This is a genomic window from Ruegeria sp. AH3 (assembly GCF_056536265.1).
In genome coordinates this window covers 2,756,992-2,775,339 of record NZ_JBQFJL010000001.1, presented here as the reverse complement: position 1 = coordinate 2,775,339, position 18,348 = coordinate 2,756,992, and the positions used below count along the sequence as shown (strand labels likewise).

The 18,348-nt window shown below is 54.9% G+C and carries 12 protein-coding genes, 1 tRNA gene and 1 pseudogene; 11 read left to right on the top strand and 3 right to left on the bottom strand.

All coding sequences use genetic code 11. The features are described 5' to 3' along the window. Window positions 1–8 precede the first annotated feature (8 nt). The 5 genes from ACR3EM_RS13975 (at window position 9) to ACR3EM_RS13955 (ending at window position 7,171) form a co-directional block, all read left to right on the top strand. Window positions 9–815, top strand: a complete 807-nt coding sequence (locus ACR3EM_RS13975; RefSeq protein WP_480471255.1) for a class I SAM-dependent methyltransferase — start codon at window positions 9–11, stop codon at window positions 813–815. 1 nt (window position 816) lies between these two features. After that, window positions 817–2,595, top strand: a complete 1,779-nt coding sequence (locus tag ACR3EM_RS13970) for an FkbM family methyltransferase (protein ID WP_480471254.1) — start codon at window positions 817–819, stop codon at window positions 2,593–2,595. A 436-nt stretch (window positions 2,596–3,031) separates the two neighbouring features. Then, window positions 3,032–4,378 carry an HAD hydrolase-like protein gene (locus tag ACR3EM_RS13965; protein WP_480471253.1) on the top strand — a complete coding sequence of 449 codons (1,347 nt, stop codon included), beginning with the start codon at window positions 3,032–3,034 and terminating at the stop codon, window positions 4,376–4,378. A 242-nt stretch (window positions 4,379–4,620) separates the two neighbouring features. Then, window positions 4,621–5,799 carry an aminotransferase class III-fold pyridoxal phosphate-dependent enzyme gene (locus ACR3EM_RS13960; RefSeq protein WP_480471252.1) on the top strand — a complete coding sequence of 393 codons (1,179 nt, stop codon included), beginning with the start codon at window positions 4,621–4,623 and terminating at the stop codon, window positions 5,797–5,799. Window positions 5,800–6,151: 352 nt separating this feature from the next. Beyond that, the gene (locus tag ACR3EM_RS13955) at window positions 6,152–7,171 is read left to right on the top strand and encodes a GlxA family transcriptional regulator (protein ID WP_480471251.1); all 1,020 of its coding nucleotides are present in this window, start codon (window positions 6,152–6,154) and stop codon (window positions 7,169–7,171) included. A 97-nt stretch (window positions 7,172–7,268) separates the two neighbouring features. Here ACR3EM_RS13955 and ACR3EM_RS13950 read toward each other — a convergent pair. Both ACR3EM_RS13950 and ACR3EM_RS13945 read right to left on the bottom strand, forming a co-directional pair. Next, window positions 7,269–7,478: pseudogene (locus ACR3EM_RS13950) on the bottom strand (transposase); the annotation flags it as partial. A 224-nt stretch (window positions 7,479–7,702) separates the two neighbouring features. After that, window positions 7,703–7,789 (bottom strand) — tRNA-Leu (locus ACR3EM_RS13945). 198 nt (window positions 7,790–7,987) lie between these two features. On the opposite strand from ACR3EM_RS13945, the gene ACR3EM_RS13940 reads away from it, so the two are divergent. After that, window positions 7,988–8,971: a complex I NDUFA9 subunit family protein gene (locus ACR3EM_RS13940; protein WP_480471250.1), complete on the top strand. Its 984-nt coding sequence runs from the start codon at window positions 7,988–7,990 to the stop codon at window positions 8,969–8,971. On the opposite strand, the gene ACR3EM_RS13935 is transcribed toward ACR3EM_RS13940, so the two are convergent. After that, window positions 8,972–9,775: an undecaprenyl-diphosphate phosphatase gene (locus ACR3EM_RS13935; RefSeq protein WP_480471249.1), complete on the bottom strand. Its 804-nt coding sequence runs from the start codon at window positions 9,773–9,775 to the stop codon at window positions 8,972–8,974. Between the two features lie 229 nt (window positions 9,776–10,004). On the opposite strand from ACR3EM_RS13935, the gene ACR3EM_RS13930 reads away from it, so the two are divergent. From ACR3EM_RS13930 to mtgA, 5 genes are all read left to right on the top strand, one after another. Beyond that, entirely contained in the window at window positions 10,005–11,438 is a 1,434-nt protein-coding gene (locus tag ACR3EM_RS13930) for an NAD(P)-dependent oxidoreductase (protein ID WP_480471248.1), read from the top strand. A gap of 29 nt (window positions 11,439–11,467) precedes the next feature. Continuing rightward, window positions 11,468–11,902, top strand: coding sequence for a GFA family protein (locus ACR3EM_RS13925; RefSeq protein ID WP_480471247.1), 435 nt, complete (start codon window positions 11,468–11,470; stop codon window positions 11,900–11,902). Continuing rightward, window positions 11,899–16,431 carry a glutamate synthase large subunit gene (gene gltB / locus ACR3EM_RS13920; RefSeq protein WP_480471246.1) on the top strand — a complete coding sequence of 1,511 codons (4,533 nt, stop codon included), beginning with the start codon at window positions 11,899–11,901 and terminating at the stop codon, window positions 16,429–16,431. The genes ACR3EM_RS13925 and gltB overlap by 4 nt, the downstream gene beginning before the upstream one ends. A gap of 184 nt (window positions 16,432–16,615) precedes the next feature. Beyond that, window positions 16,616–17,566, top strand: a complete 951-nt coding sequence (locus tag ACR3EM_RS13915) for a Hint domain-containing protein (RefSeq protein ID WP_480471245.1) — start codon at window positions 16,616–16,618, stop codon at window positions 17,564–17,566. A 38-nt stretch (window positions 17,567–17,604) separates the two neighbouring features. Then, a complete protein-coding gene (gene mtgA, locus ACR3EM_RS13910; RefSeq protein ID WP_480471244.1) occupies window positions 17,605–18,345 on the top strand; it encodes a monofunctional biosynthetic peptidoglycan transglycosylase in 741 nt (246 codons plus the stop codon). Window positions 18,346–18,348: the final 3 nt, after the last annotated feature.

The window sequence follows — 18,348 nt, the reverse complement described above, 5'->3', positions numbered from 1 at the left end:
ACCTGGTAATGGTTGCACCGAATACGCTGACGAATGACGATTTCAAACTCAAAGGACAGGTCGGCAGGCGCGGCACCCGCACCCTTATTAACGTGCAGGAGATTGCGGCCAAAGACGGCTCCTACCGGTATCTGGAGATCGGCTCGTATCTGGGGAAATCCTTGCAACCACATGTCATGGATGACGACTGTATCGAAGCGCTGTCGATCGACCTGCGCCCCGAAATGACCCCGGATGCGCGGGGGGCATTAGATCAGTACAAGCATGTGACGACCCAGGATATGCTGGATGGCCTTCGGCAATATGCAAACGACAGCCAGATGCAGAAACTGTCAACACGCGAGACGACGTCCGCATCGTTGCGCTCGGACCCGCCCGAGGCCCGGTTTGATCTTGCGTTCATTGACGGCGAACACACGATCGCGGCAGCCTTTACGGACTTTTTGAACGTGCTGACCGTGATGAAAGAGAAATGCATCGTGGTCTTTGACGATACGCACATCATCTATCCGGCGGTCCAGAACGCTACGAGCTATCTGGAGAGCCTGGGTGCTGAGCATGCGGTGGTTTTTGGCGGTGGATACATCTCCGCGATCTTTATCGGCCCAGATACTGGAGTTCGGGCGACCATGCTAAAGGACAGCAACCGGATACCACTTGAGGTGTTGGAGGCGAAATATGACGAAGTACTTGCAGATAGCTACGTAAAACGCAGCATGACGCGGTTACTGCGGCAGCAACCAGATCTGCGTAGCAAAGCTATCAGATGCCTGCGCAATTTAGGATACCGGATTTCGTCTCCGGACGGAGAATGACATGTCAGATGGCAATTCCATGCCTGCAAGGTTGGCGGAAACAGATTCAAGCTTTAACTATGCAGAGACGATTGAGGTTCAGGGGCTTCGCATCCCATTTGTACCTCAGGTCATAACACCGAAGATCGAGCGCCCTATGCGAAACAATCGCTATGAAAAGGGCGAATGCGAGGCGGTCAGAAAACTCTTGAGTTCTGGCGATCGGGTACTGGAGTTGGGTGCTGGCGTTGGTCTGATTTCCGGGGTGGCAGCTCAGGTGCCCGGTGTTGAAAAAGTTGTTGCGTTAGAAGCCAATCCTGAACTCATCGGGTTGATTGAAGAAACCCACCGCATCAACGACATTGCAAATGTCGATATTCGCAACGGAGTTGTCTGCGCGAAGAGCAGTCAAGCCATGGACTTCTATTTACGAAAGGATTTCTGGGCCGCTAGCATGGAGCCGGACTCTCGGCCTTTCACGCGGGTCGTATCTGTTCCAGGTTATGGCATTGACGAGCTGTTGAAGGAAGTACGTCCGACCGTCATCATCGCTGACATAGAGGGTGCCGAGCTCGATCTATTCAACAACACGTCGCTTCAAGGCGTGAACACGGTCATCCTTGAGCTACATCCAAAAGTTTATGGCGAAGCGGGACAGGATCGCGTGTTCGCCAGGTTTAATGCGCTCGGTTTTGAAGTGAACCAAGATTACCTCAAAGGTTCGGTTTGGGTTTTGGAGAGATCCGCAGATCGCTTGCAACCTGCGAGAGCGGCACTCCCTGATCCAACGCACAATCTGGAAGACCCGACGGTCACCATCATCACCTGTATGAAGAATGAGGGGCCTTTCATCCTCGAATGGCTGGCGTTTCACAAATCAATCGGCATCAGTAATTTTGTCGTTTTCTCAAATCACTGCACGGATGGCACGGATCTTCTGCTGGACCGACTGGATGAGTTGGGTGAAATCATTCACTTGCCCAATCCGGCTGTTGTGATGCAGTCGACTTACTACCAGCCTGTTGCGATTAAGTATGCGCGACAAATGCCTGTTGTCAGACGGTCTGACTATGTCATCTCGATGGACGTGGATGAATTCGTCAACATCCGGGTTGGTGACGGTCATTTTACCGATCTGTTAAGGGCGGCGGGCCCCTTTCATGCTCTGTCCATGAGCGAGCTGAATTTCACATCAAGCGGGCATAAGGCATATCACGATGTATGGTTGACTGAGGAATATAAGGTTCACGATAATCCGTCGCCAGGTCCCTGGAAGGCGCGCCGAGGTGTTAAGACGATCCTGCACGGATTAGCTGCGTTCGAACGTCCGTCGAACCACCGCCCTTTGATACACCCGGGATCCGAAAATGATCTTGTATGGTTAGATGGTTCAGGCCGTCCAGCACCGTTTGAGTTCGTCACCGATGAAAAGCAGAAAAGCTATGATTGCAGGGGGGCCTATGATCTGGTGACGCTCAATCACCATGGATTACGCTCGGTAGACTCGTATCTGATCAAGATGGATCGGGGCGATGTTGTGAACAAAAACCGCAGAGTAAATAACAAATACTATCGTGTTCGGATGCGAGGCGGGTCATCAGAAAACTGGATCGCCCATCAGCTGCCAGCTGCACGGGCGGCAGAGGCTGAGTTGCTGCAGGACACAGAAACCAAGCGTTTGCATAAGCTGTGCGTCGCCCGTCACAAGGCACGGATCGCCGAAATCGCGGATCAGCCAGACGTACGCGAGTTGAGGGAATGGATAGAGGCCAAGTATTTCTCGCCTCAAACGGAAGACTAACGGCAAATACTAGGCAAGTTTTACTGCAGCGCGCGAAATGCCATTCCAATATCCGCTGTCATTCACCCAGGACTGGGAAGCGATGGAGGGCTGCGTGGGTGCTTGAGGCACTACCAGGCAATGCCTCACTCCCGATACAACCATCGTTTTTTTGTGACATGTACCTGCGGTTGATTGATCACTGGCCCACTACAAATATGACTAACCCATACGCAAATATTGAAGCCCTTAATGAATAGAAGGTGCAGCAACTGGATAGTTAGCAATTGGTTCTGCTGTAGCATCGAATCTGGGTTCGATATTCGCCTGTGCTGATGGAAGTGCGGCGCATCCTCACAGGACAAATTACTGGGGTTGCGAGTTAGTCTGGAAGTGGATAGTTCTCGGGCGCGTTTTCCAACAACGAATATCTGCTAATACACTCAAATTGGTATTCATGAATATGATCAAAGTTTCTGCTCTTGTGCCTCTAAAACTTCAGTCGAGGAGATTGCCAAACAAGAATTTTCTGCGTTTGGGCGATCACCCGCTTGCATACCACATTTTCAGAACGCTCGTGGAGTTGGAGAGTGTTGGAGACGTTTTTAGCTACTCAAGCCAACCTCAAGTAATGAAGCTGCTTCCTGCAGGCGCGAGATTTCTTGCTCGACCACCTTATCTGGATGGGGATGGAGTAAAGGCAAATGAGCTGTTTCGGTATGCCGTTGAGCGTATAGATGCTGATGTAATTGTCTTATGTCATGCGACTTCGCCGTTCATACGCAGCGAAACACTGCGAGACGCAATTGAGAAGGTGACGTCTGGAGAGTACCGCTCGGCAGCGGCGGTCGAGAAGTTACAAACCTATTGCTGGTTTGATGGTGAGCCGATTAACTACAATCCGGAGATGATCGCTCAAACTCAGAGTCTTACACCGGTGTTCGCAGAAACAAGCGGTGCCTATGTTTTTTGGAAAGAAGATTATCTCGCTCACAACACGAGAATAAACGCTCCGGTGTATTTGGCGGAAGTTGATCATCGTGAGGCCGTGGATATTGATGAGCTTTCAGATTTTAATCTTGCGGTTAAGTTGCTGGATTACACAGCCGAAAGTGTCAGTTCGACCCAGGACCACTTCTTTGTGAATTTGATGAATTCACAAGCAAGGAATAGAAACGTTGAGCTGGTAGCGTTTGACTTGGATGGTGTCTTGATCGATTCAGTGCCCGCAATGGAACTGTCTTGGGACGCTACAATGCGTGATGTGGGGTTGTCAGTACCGTTCTCTTCCTATGCACAGTTTATCGGATATCCGTTTAAGGCGATCCTGGAGCACTTGCAGATTGATGACGCCCATCATGATGAAATCGCTCGCCTTTACAATTTGTATTCGCTTGAAAATCAGCATCATATTCGGGTGTACGATGGGGTCGAAGACGGGCTAAAGCAGCTTGCTTCATATGGATTGAAGCTGGCTGTTGCAACCTCGAAGAACCGCGAGCGAACCACGGCAATACTTGATGCACTATTGCCTGACATCGCATTCGATTGCTTAACCACGCCTGACGATGTCAAAGCAGGCCGCGGAAAACCTTCCCCCGATCAACTCTTGAAGTGTGCCTTGACTACCAGTTCTGATCCATCGCGTTCGGTTTACATCGGGGATATGGAAGTCGACAAACAAGCTGCCGTAAGAGCAGGGTTTCACTTCGTACATGCCGGTTGGGGGTATGGAAGTATCGAGAATACTGAAGACGTCTGGTTCGCAAATATAACCGACTTCACCAGATACATCATTACATGATCTCCAGTCGCAAACTAATCAGACTTTTTTTCGCGATTAAAGGCTTACAACCATGAGCGGGCCGGGCGTACGCGCAAGCCCGCCCCAAGATAAGAGTTAAGACTTTAATCGAACAAACAGGACTGAACTAGGCGGACTGTCAGCGTTTCCCTTTGAGATCATGTTTGGGAGCTCAAAGATCGGGGCGTTTTGGAACCCGATGCTACAGATCCCCAAAGCGCTCTTATGGTCGGACTGAGATTGTGGATGCGATCACTCAGCAAGCGCGCATGCTGCCTTATGCAAACCCGTTTCGCAATACGACGACTCCTCCGGCGGCGGAACTCACCGCAAAGCTGGCCGAGCTTGCTCCTGGCGATCTGAATCATGTTCTGTTTTCTAGCGGTGGGTCTACGTCTAACGACGCGGCCCTGCGAGTGATCCAGCTCTACTTCAACAGCATCGGCAAGCCCAATAAGAAGCAAATTCTTGCCCGCCATAGCGGCTATCACGGCAGCACAACGGTTTCGGCCGCGCTCTGCGGTATCCCATATAACAAGATCGGTTTTGACCTTCCTGAAGTGGGGGTTCATTACTTGTCGGCGCCTTACGCCTATCGAGATGCTGATGGTTTGTCGGACGCAGAGTTCTGCGACAAGCTGGTTGAGGAATTCCGGGCAAAAGTGGAAGAGGTCGGAGCGGAAAACATCTCATGCTTCTTCGCTGAACCAATTATGGGCATGGCCGGTGTGCTGCTTCCGCCTTCTGGTTACTTCAAACGGATTTCCAAGATCTGTAAAGATAACGATATTCTCATTCTGGCAGATGAGGTTGTGACGGCATTCGGCCGATTGGGGCATATGTTCGCGTCGCAGGCAATGTTTGAGATGGATCCCGATATTGTCGTGGTGGCGAAGGGCCTGACATCCGGCTATCTGCCGCTTGGTGCCACCATCTTGAGTGACAAGATCATGGAAGCCCTTAGAACGCCGATCGAAAAAGGCTCGATGTTCACACATGGGTTTACTTATGCGGAACACCCGGTCTGTTGTGCCGCCGCTTTGAAGAACATCGAAATCATGGAGCGTGAAAATCTGTGCGACCGTGTACTAGAATACGCGCCCTACTTCATGGGCAAGCTGAAAGCGCTTTCGGACCTGCCGATTGTGGGGGACGTGCGTGGCGAAGGTTTCATGGTCGCGATTGAAAATGTCGCGGACAAACAGAGTAAAGCTCTGTTTGATGCTGAAATTGATATCGGCGAACGCATCGCTGTCAATTGCCGTGAGATGGGGCTGATCATTCGACCGGCCGGTCACCTGAACATCCTGTCTCCACCCTTGACCATGTCCTATGAGAACATTGATTGCTTGGCCGATACGTTGCGTAAGGGCATCGAGAAAACACAGGATGAATTGGTGCGCGAAGGCTTGTTGAAGTGAGCACAGGCTAAGATCTCAGGATGTGCCCGTCGCATTTCTTCGTAGGGAATGTGGCGGCACCTTCGTCATTCGCCTTATCTCTTCGCTGATTGTTTGCTCAGGGCCGCGTGCAGCACGAGGCCTACAGCAAGATATGTCTGTCCGCGCGATGTGCGCGGCGCAGAGAACTGGTAAGACGCTGATGATTTAATCGTTTGCTTGCTAAATTTAACTTGTAGCGATGCAGATATTTAATGAACGGCCAAAAAACGCGAATGGCAGAGGCGAGAAGGGCTTTTATATGCGTTGACGAAGGAAGGAATAATGCTGATCGACCGTGCCTTCCTGTCGGCGCATAAAATGGGGAGAAAAGATGGCTAAACTGGATCACAATGAATTCGCGCGATCGCGCGAGGTTATGCTGTATGTTCTTCCTGACTTCATTGTTACAGAACTGGCGGCAATTCTGGATATTCTGCAATGTGCAAATTCGGTTTCAGGCAAGGAGTTGTATACATGGAATATCGTTTCAAACTCAGAAGGCGCTATAGAATCGACCGCCGGGATTGAAGTTAAAGCCAGCGACTTCCGGACCGTGAGCAAACCGCCAGACATTATGGTTTTCCTCGACGGAAAAGAATGCAAAAAACATGCATTGGAGCTAAAAACAGCGGTAAACTGGGTTAGGCAACGGTCATCCGAAATGGTGATACTATCCGATGCCGTAACGTCTGTTTCGAGCACCGGTTTTTTTGGTCATAAGCCGGTTACAGCACATTGGAAAGAACTAGCCGCAGTTGACTTTGAGCTTCACCCAAGCGTTTTGGATGATGCAATATTTTCTGAGTCTGAGCGAATGCTCACATCCGGTGGTTATATCGCTACTTTTGATGTCATGTTATATATTATCGACAAACATTTGGGTCGCTCGTTTGCTGCTCATGTTGCGGATATTTTAATAAAGGGTGAAATTAGAGAGCAATGCACAAAACAAAGGAGATCATTACAGGACCGGTTAGGTGTTGATGATGTGAGAGTTTTAAAAGCGGTCAAAATCATGAAGAATTACAGCTATCCAGATTACAGCACATCAGAAATCGCAAAAGAGCTGAATATGAGTGCCCGTCACGTAGAGCGGTTATTCAAAAAATATTTCGATCAGAGTCCTATGAAATTTTTTATGGGACTAAAGCTGGAAAAAGCAAAGTCGATGGTTGAACAAACCAGTATTCCGATTTCTGAAGTTGCACACATCTGTGGATTTTCCAGCCTGTCAACGTTCAACCGATCCTTCCGAAGGAAATTCTCTGTAACTCCTTCTAGCATCCGACGTGCGCAGCTTAGTGAGTTGAAATCATCGCTCAATAGGTGGGAAAGGTCGAACATACATTGACGATTGGCTCAGGCTCAAGGCCATTGGTTTCCGAGCGTGTACGTGAGTCGCAGTTCGGAAACGGGTGGGGATGTGTCATCAGATTTAGGCTCAGTACTCATAGCCGGGAAATGACGAGAGCGGCAAGAACGATGGCAGACAGGAGCACTTTTGGGAACCTGTCGTATCGGATGGCAACACGCCTTCAATCCGTGAGTCTGCCGAACATGATCTCAATCTGGTTGCGGCGCCTGTACTTGCGCTTGTTGTGCTTCACTGGTGTTTAGCGCTGTTTGTGATCAGGGATGCACGCATGTATCCCTCGCTCCATGAAACGGCTCATTGTGGCGTCTGACAGCGGTTTTCCCTAGCTGACGGAAACAGGGCATACGACTGCGAAAGCGCCATACCCCAAGGATTGCATTCCGTTCGATACACTTAGGTATGATCAGAATCGCTCCTGCTTCAAAAATGACTAGAGGCACTGCGTCACCTTTACGAGGCGCGAGTTCTATCTAATCCATTGAAAATTATGTGCTTAAAGGGAAGAAATGGTGCCCAGGAGAGGACTCGAACCTCCACGTCCATACGGACACTAGCACCTGAAGCTAGCGCGTCTACCAATTCCGCCACCTGGGCAGGTGTCGTGGAGGGGCGTTTAAGCTGACTGGCGGGGGGCGTCAACCAGATTCGCGTCAGTTTTGTGAAGTTTTTTGTAACGCCCCCGTTAGATCGGTCAGGACCTCCGATTTTCGCAGACACGCGGCGTTATTGCGCCTTGTTCGCCGCGCGCTTGGGCGCTAGATCAAAACAGACCCAGACAGCAGGAGCGCCATCATGTCCAAACTGGTCACGATTTACGGTGGATCGGGCTTTGTCGGCCGCTATATCGCGCGCCGGATGGCCTCAGAAGGCTGGCGCGTGCGTGTGGCCGTACGGCGACCCAATGAGGCGATGTTCGTAAAGCCATACGGTGCCGTTGGTCAGGTTGAACCCATCTTGTGCAACATTCGTGATGATGCCTCGGTTGCTGCAGCGATGCATGGGGTCGATGCTGTGGTCAATTGCGTAGGTGTTCTGAACGAATTGGGGCAAAACGCATTCGACGCTGTTCAGGCAGATGGGGCTGAGCGTATTGCCCGACTGGCTGCGGCTCAAGGCATTGAGCGGATGGTGCACATTTCTGCGATTGGCGCGGATATAGATTCGGACAGCGCGTATTCGCGCACCAAAGCTCAGGGTGAGGCAGCCGTGCTACAGCATATGCCGAACGCTGTCATTCTGCGCCCGTCTGTGATCTTCGGTACCGAGGATCAGTTCTTCAACCGCTTTGCCGGAATGACTCGGTTGAGCCCGTTCCTGCCGCTGGTAGGGGCCGAGACACGGTTTCAGCCGGTCTATGTGGATGACGTGGCACAGGCCGCGGTTCAGGGTGTTCTAGGCAAGGCCCAGCCGGGGGTTTACGAACTGGGCGGGCCTGAGACCAAGACCTTCCGTGCCCTGATGCAGCAGATGCTGGGCGTGATTCATCGCCGCCGCGTCATTCTGAGCGTACCATTCCTGGCCGCGAAGGTTATGGCCGGGGCTTTGGATATAATGAAATTCGTCAGTTTCCAGGTGTTCCCGAACAACATCCTGACCCGCGATCAGTTGAAGAACCTACGGCGCGACAATGTCGTGTCGGAAGGCGCGAAAGGATTTGCTGAGTTGGGGATCGAGCCCACTACGCTCGAGTCGGTGCTGCCAGATTACCTGTGGAAGTTCCGCCCGTCGGGTCAATATGACGACATTCAAAATTCGGCCAAAAACCTGCGGATCTGATCAGCTGTAGGCGATCACAAGCAAGACCGCACCCAGAATGACCCGGTATATCACGTAGGGTGTAAAGCTGACGCTGCGCAGCAGTCGCATCATCAGGCTGAGCGCCAACAGGGCCGATGCAAAGGCAAAGACTGCCGCAATCGCTCCGTCCTTGGCCAGTTGCATATTGGCTTGCTGGATCACATCAAAAGACAACAGCACGCCCGAGGCTAGAATGGTCGGGATCGACATCAGCATTGCAATCCGGGCACCATCTTCGCGGGTGTAACCAAGTTTGCGTGCGCCGGTAATGGTGATGCCCGAGCGTGACGTTCCCGGGATCAGTGCCAACATCTGCCAGACACCCATGATGAGTGCATCACGCAGGCTCCAGTCGCCCGCCTGCTTGGTCTGTGCGCCCTTCTGATCCATCCAGTAAAGCAGCAGCCCGAAGCCCAGCATCGTCCAGCCGATTACGGCAATCGACCGTAAAGCTTGTTCGAGGCCGGTCATGTAAATGATTGCACCCGCGATCACGGTCGGGATTGTGGCGATGATCAAACCCAGTGCCAGACGCGCCTCTGGCTTGTCGGTGCGACCCTGCAGCACCTCAGGAAGGCCGGACAGCGCTTTTCTTACATCGCTCCAGAAATACAAAACGACCGCACCCAGCGTTCCCACATGGACTGCGACGTCAATCGCAAGCCCTTGGTCGTCAATCCCTGTGAGGCTGGGCAGCAGAATCAGATGTCCCGATGATGACACGGGCAGAAACTCGGTGACGCCCTGAATGATCGCCACGAGAATCAGGTGGAAAAGGCTCATCTGCTCGACCCTGCGCTATGGTCATATTGTTGTGATCAATGGGTATAAGTGTGGTGCGTGAAAGGAAAGTGCTCAAATAGGTCCGAAGCGGAGCTAAAATCGGGAATAATTTCGCGCCCAAAGCCGAATTTCCCTGAGTATTTGATAAATAAGTCAGCAATATTGACTTTTAATCTGACTGCTCATCTTTTAAAGAGGCCTGACCTAGCCAATTCATGGAGTCTGACCCGTGGCCAAGCAACCGATGCTGAAATTTGTGCAGATCGATCGCGTCATGCCTGAAAAGCGTGCTGCAAATGACCGCAAGGAAGACTTTGACGAAATCTATGCCGAGTACGCGGCCGAGAAGGCAGCTGAGCAAGCCAGCCGCTGTAGCCAATGCGGCGTGCCCTATTGTCAGTCGCACTGCCCGTTGCACAACAACATCCCCGATTGGCTGAATCTGACAGCAACAGGGCGCCTTGAAGAGGCTTATCAGACCAGTCAGGCCACCAATACCTTCCCCGAGATTTGCGGGCGTATCTGCCCGCAGGACCGTCTGTGTGAGGGTAATTGTGTGATCGAGCAATCCGGCCACGGCACGGTCACGATCGGCTCGATCGAGAAATACATCACTGACACTGCGTGGGACCAAGGCTGGGTGAAACCAGTCGCACCGGGCGCTGAGCGCAGCGAGAGCGTTGGTATCATCGGCGGCGGGCCGGGTGGCCTTGCGGCAGCGGATATGCTGCGGCGTGCGGGCATTCAGGTGACCGTCTATGACCGCTATGACCGCGCGGGCGGTTTGCTGATGTATGGCATCCCCGGCTTCAAGTTGGAAAAAGACATTGTGCAACGGCGCAATGACCTGCTGGCCGATGGCGGCGTCGCGTTCGAATTGAACTGCGACGTGGATGCCGCGAAGTTCGAAGAGATCCGCACCAAGCATGACGCGGTGATCATTGCCACCGGCGTTTACAAATCCCGCGATTTGTCCATGCCGGGCAGCGGTCTCGCCGGGATCGAAAAAGCCATCGACTTTCTGACCGCCTCGAACCGCAAGAGCTTCGGAGATGAGGTTGAAGACTTCGACAATGGTCGCCTGAATGCCGAGGGCAAAAAAGTTGTCGTGATCGGTGGCGGTGACACCGCGATGGATTGTGTGCGCACATCGATCCGTCAGGGCGCGACCTCGGTCAAATGTCTGTATCGGCGCGACCGCGCCAACATGCCGGGTTCGCAGCGTGAAACGCAGAATGCTGAGGAAGAAGGCGTAATCTTCGAATGGCTGAGCGCGCCCAAAGGGTTCACCGGCGATGATACGGTTTCAGGCGTGATGGTGCAGAAAATGCGCTTGGGTCAGCCCGATGCGTCGGGACGTCAGGCCCCTGAGGTGATCGAGGGCGCGGATTACGTTGAGGAGTCCGATCTGGTGATCAAGGCACTGGGGTTCGAGCCCGAAGACCTGCCAACCCTGTTCGGTCAATCTGACCTGCCGGTGACCCGCTGGGGTACCGTCAAAGCGGCCTTCCAGACTGGTGAGACCGAGATGGACGGTGTCTATGCCATCGGTGACATCGTGCGCGGTGCCTCTTTGGTCGTATGGGCGATACGCGATGGTCGTGACTGCGCCGAGGCCATTATCGACCGGTTTAACAGCAAGGCTGCAGTCGCAGCCGAGTAACCCCAAGCCCAGCGACAGGAGGGACAGCAATGCCCGAATTGCAAGGCCAATGCATGTGCGGCGCGGTCACCGTGACCGCCACTCCGGCGAAGGACACGCTGGGGGCCTGCCATTGCGACCAGTGCCGCCGCTGGACAAGTTCGATGCTGGTGACGTTTCCGGCCGAGCCCGGCTATGCTGCTTTGGGCCCGGTCAAAACCTTCACCTCGTCGGAATGGGCCGAGCGTACCTTTTGCGCCGATTGTGGCTCGGCGCTCTGGTACCGGATCACACTGCCGGGCGAGATGCACGGCCAGACACAGATGGCGGCGGGCCTGTTTGATGACACAGGCCACGCGCTGAAACTTGAACTTTATATCGACAAAAAGCCCGAGGGCTATGCGTTTGCAGGCGAGCGCCGGCAGATGACCAAAGCTGAGGTCGAAGCCATGTATGCCCAACCGGAAGAAGGAGACAGCCAATGACCAAATATGATGCCGATTGGGTGCGGGCCGAGGAAGCCAAGCGTCAGTGGATGGCCGAAAACGGTCTCTATTCCGAGGAAGAAGAGCATTCCTCCTGTGGTGTGGGTCTTGTTGTATCCGTTGATGGCAAGCCGTCGCGCAAGGTTGTCGACGCTGGGATCGATGCGCTCAAGGCTGTCTGGCATCGCGGTGCCGTCGATGCCGATGGCAGAACCGGCGATGGGGCGGGTATCCACGTGCAGATCCCGGTGCCCTTCTTCTATGACCAGATCCGTCGCACGGGCCATGAGCCCAACATGGGTCAGTTGATCGCGGTTGGTCAGGTCTTTCTACCGCGCACTGATTTCGGGGCGCAGGAGCAATGCCGGACCATCGTAGAAACTGAAGTTCTGCGCATGGGCTACTATATCTACGGCTGGCGTCATGTGCCTGTCGATGTCACCTGCCTGGGTGACAAGGCCAACGCAACCCGTCCTGAGATCGAGCAGATCCTGATCTCGAACTCCAAAGGCGTAGACGAAGAGACGTTCGAGCGTGAGCTGTATGTCATTCGTCGCCGCATCGAGAAGGCAGCGATGGCCGCTGGTATTTCCGGTCTGTATCTGGCGTCGTTGTCCTGTCGCTCGATCATTTACAAAGGTATGATGCTGGCCGAGCAGGTCGCGGTTTTCTACCCCGACCTGATGGATAAACGGTTCGAGTCCGCCTTTGCGATCTATCACCAGCGCTATTCGACCAACACCTTCCCGCAATGGTGGCTGGCGCAGCCGTTCCGCATGCTGGCCCATAATGGTGAGATCAATACGCTCAAGGGTAACGTCAACTGGATGAAGAGCCATGAGATCCGCATGGCCAGTGGAACCTTTGGCGACTATGCCGAAGACATCAAGCCGATCATCGCCGGTGGATCATCAGATTCGGCCGCATTAGACTCGGTTTTTGAGGTTCTGGTACGCGCGGGCCGCTCGGCCCCGATGGCGAAAACCATGTTGGTTCCGGAAAGCTGGTCCAAGCAGGCGGTGGAACTGCCGCAGGCCTGGCGCGACATGTATTCCTACTGCAACTCGGTGATGGAGCCGTGGGATGGTCCTGCCGCTCTGGCCATGACCGATGGTCGCTGGGTCTGCGCCGGTCTGGACCGGAACGGTCTGCGCCCGATGCGCTATGTGGTCACCGGCGATGGTCTGGTGATTGCCGGGTCCGAGGCCGGGATGGTCCCGATTGATGAGGCCTCGGTGGCCGAAAAGGGCGCTCTGGGTCCGGGTCAGATGCTGGCCGTGGATATGAAGAAGGGCAAGCTCTTCCGCGACAAGCAGATCAAAGACAAGCTGGCGCGGGCGCTGCCGTTCGGAGAATGGGTCAGCAAGATCAACGACGTGGATGCCACGTTGGGCAGTGCGAGCGAAAAACCCCTGTTTTCGGGCGAAGAGCTGCGCAAGCGTCAAATCGCTGCCGGCTACTCAGTTGAAGAGCTGGAACAGATTCTTGCGCCTATGGCCGAAGATGGCAAAGAGGCGCTGGCGTCGATGGGGGATGACACACCCTCGGCCGTGCTGTCGAAGCAGTATCGCCCGCTCAGCCACTTTTTCCGGCAGAATTTCAGCCAGGTCACCAACCCGCCGATCGACAGCTTGCGCGAATATCGCGTCATGTCGCTGAAGACCCGGTTCGGCAACCTGAAGAACGTGCTTGACGAGGACAGCAGTCAAACCGAGATCGTGGTTCTGGAAAGCCCCTTTGTCGGCAATGCGCAATGGGAGTTGCTGGTCGGGCAGTTCAACGCCCCTCTGGCCGAGATCGACTGCAGCTTTACCCCGGGCGAGGGGCAGTTGGACGTGGCCCTTAGCCGTATCCGTGCCGAGGCGGAGGAGGCCGTGCGCTCGGGCGCTGGGCATCTGGTGCTAACGGATCATCATTCGGGGCCGGACAAGGTGGCGATGCCGATGATTCTGGCCACCAGCGCGGTGCACAGTCACCTGACTCGGCAAGGTCTGCGAACGTTCTGCTCGCTCAACGTACGGTCGGCTGAATGCGTCGATCCACACTATTTCGCGGTGCTGATTGGTTGTGGTGCGACCGTCGTGAACGCCTATCTGGCCGAGGATTCTTTGGCGGACCGGATCGATCGGGGACTGCTGGACGGCACCCTGACCGAAAACGTGGCGCGGTATCGCGAGGCGATTGATCAGGGTCTGCTCAAGATCATGGCAAAGATGGGCATTTCCGTCGTGTCCTCGTACCGCGGCGGTCTGAATTTCGAAGCAGTCGGTCTGAGCCGCGCCATGGTGGCCGAGTATTTCCCCGGCATGACGAGCCGGATTTCAGGCATTGGTATCCATGGCATTCGCGTCAAGGCCGAGGCGATACATGCCAAGGGTTGGACCAGTGGCTTGGATGTGCTGCCCATCGGTGGTTTCTACAAGGCGCGGAAATCGGGTGAGACCCACGCTTGGGAAGCGACCTCGATGCATATGATGCAAATAGCCTGCAATAGAGCCTCATATGAGCTGTGGAAGCAGTATTCGGCCAAGATGCAGTCGAATCCACCGATCCACCTGCGCGACCTGATGGATTTCAAACCGCTGGGCAAGCCGGTGCCGATTGAAGAAGTGGAATCGATCACCTCTATCCGCAAGCGGTTCGTCACGCCGGGCATGTCATTGGGCGCACTCAGCCCTGAGGCGCACAAGACGCTGAACGTGGCGATGAACCGGATCGGTGCGAAATCCGATTCGGGTGAAGGTGGAGAAGACCCGGCGCATTTCGTGCCGGAACCCAATGGCGACAACCCGTCGGCCAAGATCAAACAGGTGGCCTCGGGCCGGTTCGGCGTGACTGCCGAGTACCTGAACCAGTGTGAAGAGCTTGAGATCAAGGTCGCGCAAGGTGCAAAACCCGGTGAGGGCGGTCAGCTGCCGGGCATGAAGGTCACCGACCTGATCGCGCGTCTGCGGCATTCGACCAAGGGTGTGACGCTGATCTCGCCGCCGCCGCACCATGATATCTACTCGATCGAGGATCTGGCGCAGCTGATCTATGATCTGAAACAGATCAACCCGCGCTGCAAGGTGACGGTGAAGCTGGTGGCATCCTCGGGCGTTGGCACGATTGCGGCTGGTGTCGCCAAGGCCAAAGCCGATATCATCCTCATTTCGGGTCATAACGGTGGCACCGGCGCATCACCCGCAACCAGCATCAAATATGCCGGTCTGCCGTGGGAGATGGGCCTGACCGAGGCGCATCAGGTTCTGGCGATGAACAACCTGCGCGACCGCGTGACCCTGCGCACCGATGGTGGCCTGCGGACTGGTCGCGACATCGTCATGGCTGCGATGATGGGCGCCGAGGAATACGGCATTGGCACCGCAGCGCTGATCGCGATGGGCTGTATCATGGTACGTCAGTGCCAGTCGAATACTTGCCCGGTTGGTGTCTGTACGCAGGATGAATCCTTGCGGGCCAAGTTCACCGGCAATGCGGATAAGGTCGTCAATCTGATCACGTTCTATGCGCAGGAAGTGCGCGAGCTGCTGGCAAGCCTGGGTGCGCGTTCGATTGATGAGATCATCGGTCGGGCCGATCTGCTGGCGCAGGTCAGCCGTGGCTCGGCGCATCTGGACGATCTGGACCTGAACCCGCTGCTGATCACTGTCGATGGCGCGCATGACATCGTCTACAATCGCGACAAAGATCGGAATGCGGTGCCGGATACTCTGGACGCCGAAATCGTGCGTGACGCCGCCCGGTTCTTGAAAGACGGTGAGAAGATGCAGCTGTCTTACGCTGTACAGAATACACACCGGACCGTGGGTACGCGGGTTTCCAGCCATATCGTGCAGAATTTCGGGATGCGGAACACGTTCCAGGATGACCACCTGCATGTGAAACTACAGGGCTCAGCTGGGCAGTCTTTGGGGGCCTTTGCGGCTCCGGGGCTCAAGCTGGAGGTCTCGGGTGATGCCAATGACTATGTTGGCAAGGGTCTGTCGGGCGGCATGATCGTCGTGCGCCCACCGCAGGTTAGCCCGCTGAAGGCGGATGACAACACCATCATCGGCAACACCGTCCTCTACGGTGCCACCGACGGCTATCTGTTCGCTGCTGGCCGCGCTGGTGAGCGCTTTGCGGTGCGAAACTCGGGCGCGAAGGTGGTGATCGAAGGATGTGGCTCGAACGGATGTGAATACATGACCGGCGGTGTGGCCGTGATCCTGGGCGATATTGGTGCCAATTTCGGAGCGGGCATGACCGGGGGCATGGCCTATCTGTACGACCCGGACGGTAAAGCCGAAGCCCTGATGAACAAGGAGACCCTGGTCACCTGCCCAGTAACGGTCGACCACTGGGAAGATCAGCTGAAATCGTTGATCGAGCACCACGCTGCAGAAACCTATAGCCGCAAAGCCGCAGATCTGCTTCAGCACTGGGATGTCGAAAAGGCACACTTCCTGCAGGTTTGCCCGAAAGAGATGTTGAACAAGCTCAGCCATCCATTGACCTCGGAAGTGGCAGCCATGCCGGCAGAATAGGCTTTGATGCGGGCAGAAACTTAACCTTGCGTGTTTGAAAAGACACGCAAGGCCCTCATTTGCGTATGCATAATGCGCCGATTCTTGCCCGCATTGGCGAAAAACACCTAGCTTTGGACATAGTTTGTTCTGGAATTGCGGGCATTCTGCGTTCCGACAGATATGAGTGAAGTGGAGTTGTTACATGCCCACGAGTTATACAGATCAGTTCTTTTTGCTCGACCCGGCAAACCCCGGGGCGAACGGCACGGTGGTGGGCTCCACTCTGACTGTGCAAAGTTTCGAGATCATCGACCAGAATGACAATGATCTGATCAACCGGCTGAATGGCGACTCGGTGGATGGGGTGGATATTACCGCCTCGTATTTCAACGATATGGTGACAATCGAACTGCCAGATGGAACTCAGGTCACTTATACCGGCGTCACCTTCTATCTGGCCGATGGGCGAGAGGTATTCACGCCAACCGATGGATCGGTACTCCAGCAGGGTACATTTGTATCCTCGTCTGTGACCGATTTCAGCGACAACGGCGGCTCCTTTGGTTCGGTCGACATCAACAATGGTGATCTTGGCCCGCCCTGTTTCACACCAGGCACTTTGATCGACACTCCCGATGGACCGCGTTTGATTGAAGATCTCGAACCCGGTGATCTGGTGACAACCGCCGACAGCGGTCCAAAACCTCTTCTTTGGGTGGGACGCACGGTCGTGGAAGCCGATGGAAAATTCGCTCCGATCCGGTTCGAGGCCGGTTTGTTTGGGCTGAAGAGTCCGCTGCTAGTGTCACCGCAGCACCGGATGCTGATCGATGATTGGCGCGCGCCCTATCTTTTTGGCCATGCTGAGGTGTTGATCGCTGCCCATTGTCTGGTGAACGGTACCACTGTGACCCGTGTTGAAGGCGGAAAGGTGGAATATATCCACCTGCTGTTCCGGCGTCATGAGATCATATTTGCCAACGGCGCCAAGAGCGAAAGCTATTATCCCGCCCATGCGGTTTCGCAATCAGAACGTGACACGCAAGCCGAAGTCCTTGCATTATTCCCCGAGTTGCAAGCCCGTGGGGCGGTTGCGGCCAAGACCGCACGCCCGGTGATCCGACCGCGCGATGCGCGCCTGATGGCGAAATAATCCGTTTCAAATACGCTGGTCGCGGCGTATAGCAGGGCATGGCAAAAAAAGCAGGCCGCAAGACAGGCGGTAAGAAAAAGCAGGCGACTAAGACAAACAGTATATCAGGCGCGATCGTGTGGATCCGGCGCTGGGCTTTGCGCGCCGTTCTGGCCATGTCGGTGGTTTTTGCGGCTTTGGTGCTGCTCTATTCGGTCGTGAATCCGCCCGTCACACACACCATCTGGTCCGAATGGCGGCGGCTGGGCAAGATCGAGCGTGAATGGGTGCCGATCGATGAGATCGCGCCTGTCATGGCACGGTCGGTCGTCGCGGCCGAAGACGCCAACTTCTGCCTGCATTGGGGGTTTGACGTTGAAGCGATCAGAGACGCGTTAGAAGACGGCGGCAATCGCGGGGCCTCAACAATCACGCAACAAGTGGTGAAGAACGTGTTCCTGTGGCAGGGACGTAGCTGGGTGCGCAAGGCACTGGAGACCTCGATGACTCCGGTCGTTGAGCTGATCTGGAGCAAGCAGCGCATCCTTGAAGTTTATCTGAATGTCGCTGAAACCGGACAGGGTGTCTTTGGCGTCGAGGCAGCCGCACAGAAATACTATGGCGTCAGCGCCGACAAGATGTCCCCCGTGCAGGCGGCGCGGCTGGCAGCGATCCTGCCGTCTCCACGCAACCGCTCGGTGACGGACCCGTCGGTCCGAACCCGGCGACGCGCGGCTTCGATCCTTGATGGAGCGGCCACCATCCGCGCAGATGGACGCGCCGATTGTTTCGAGGATTGAAAC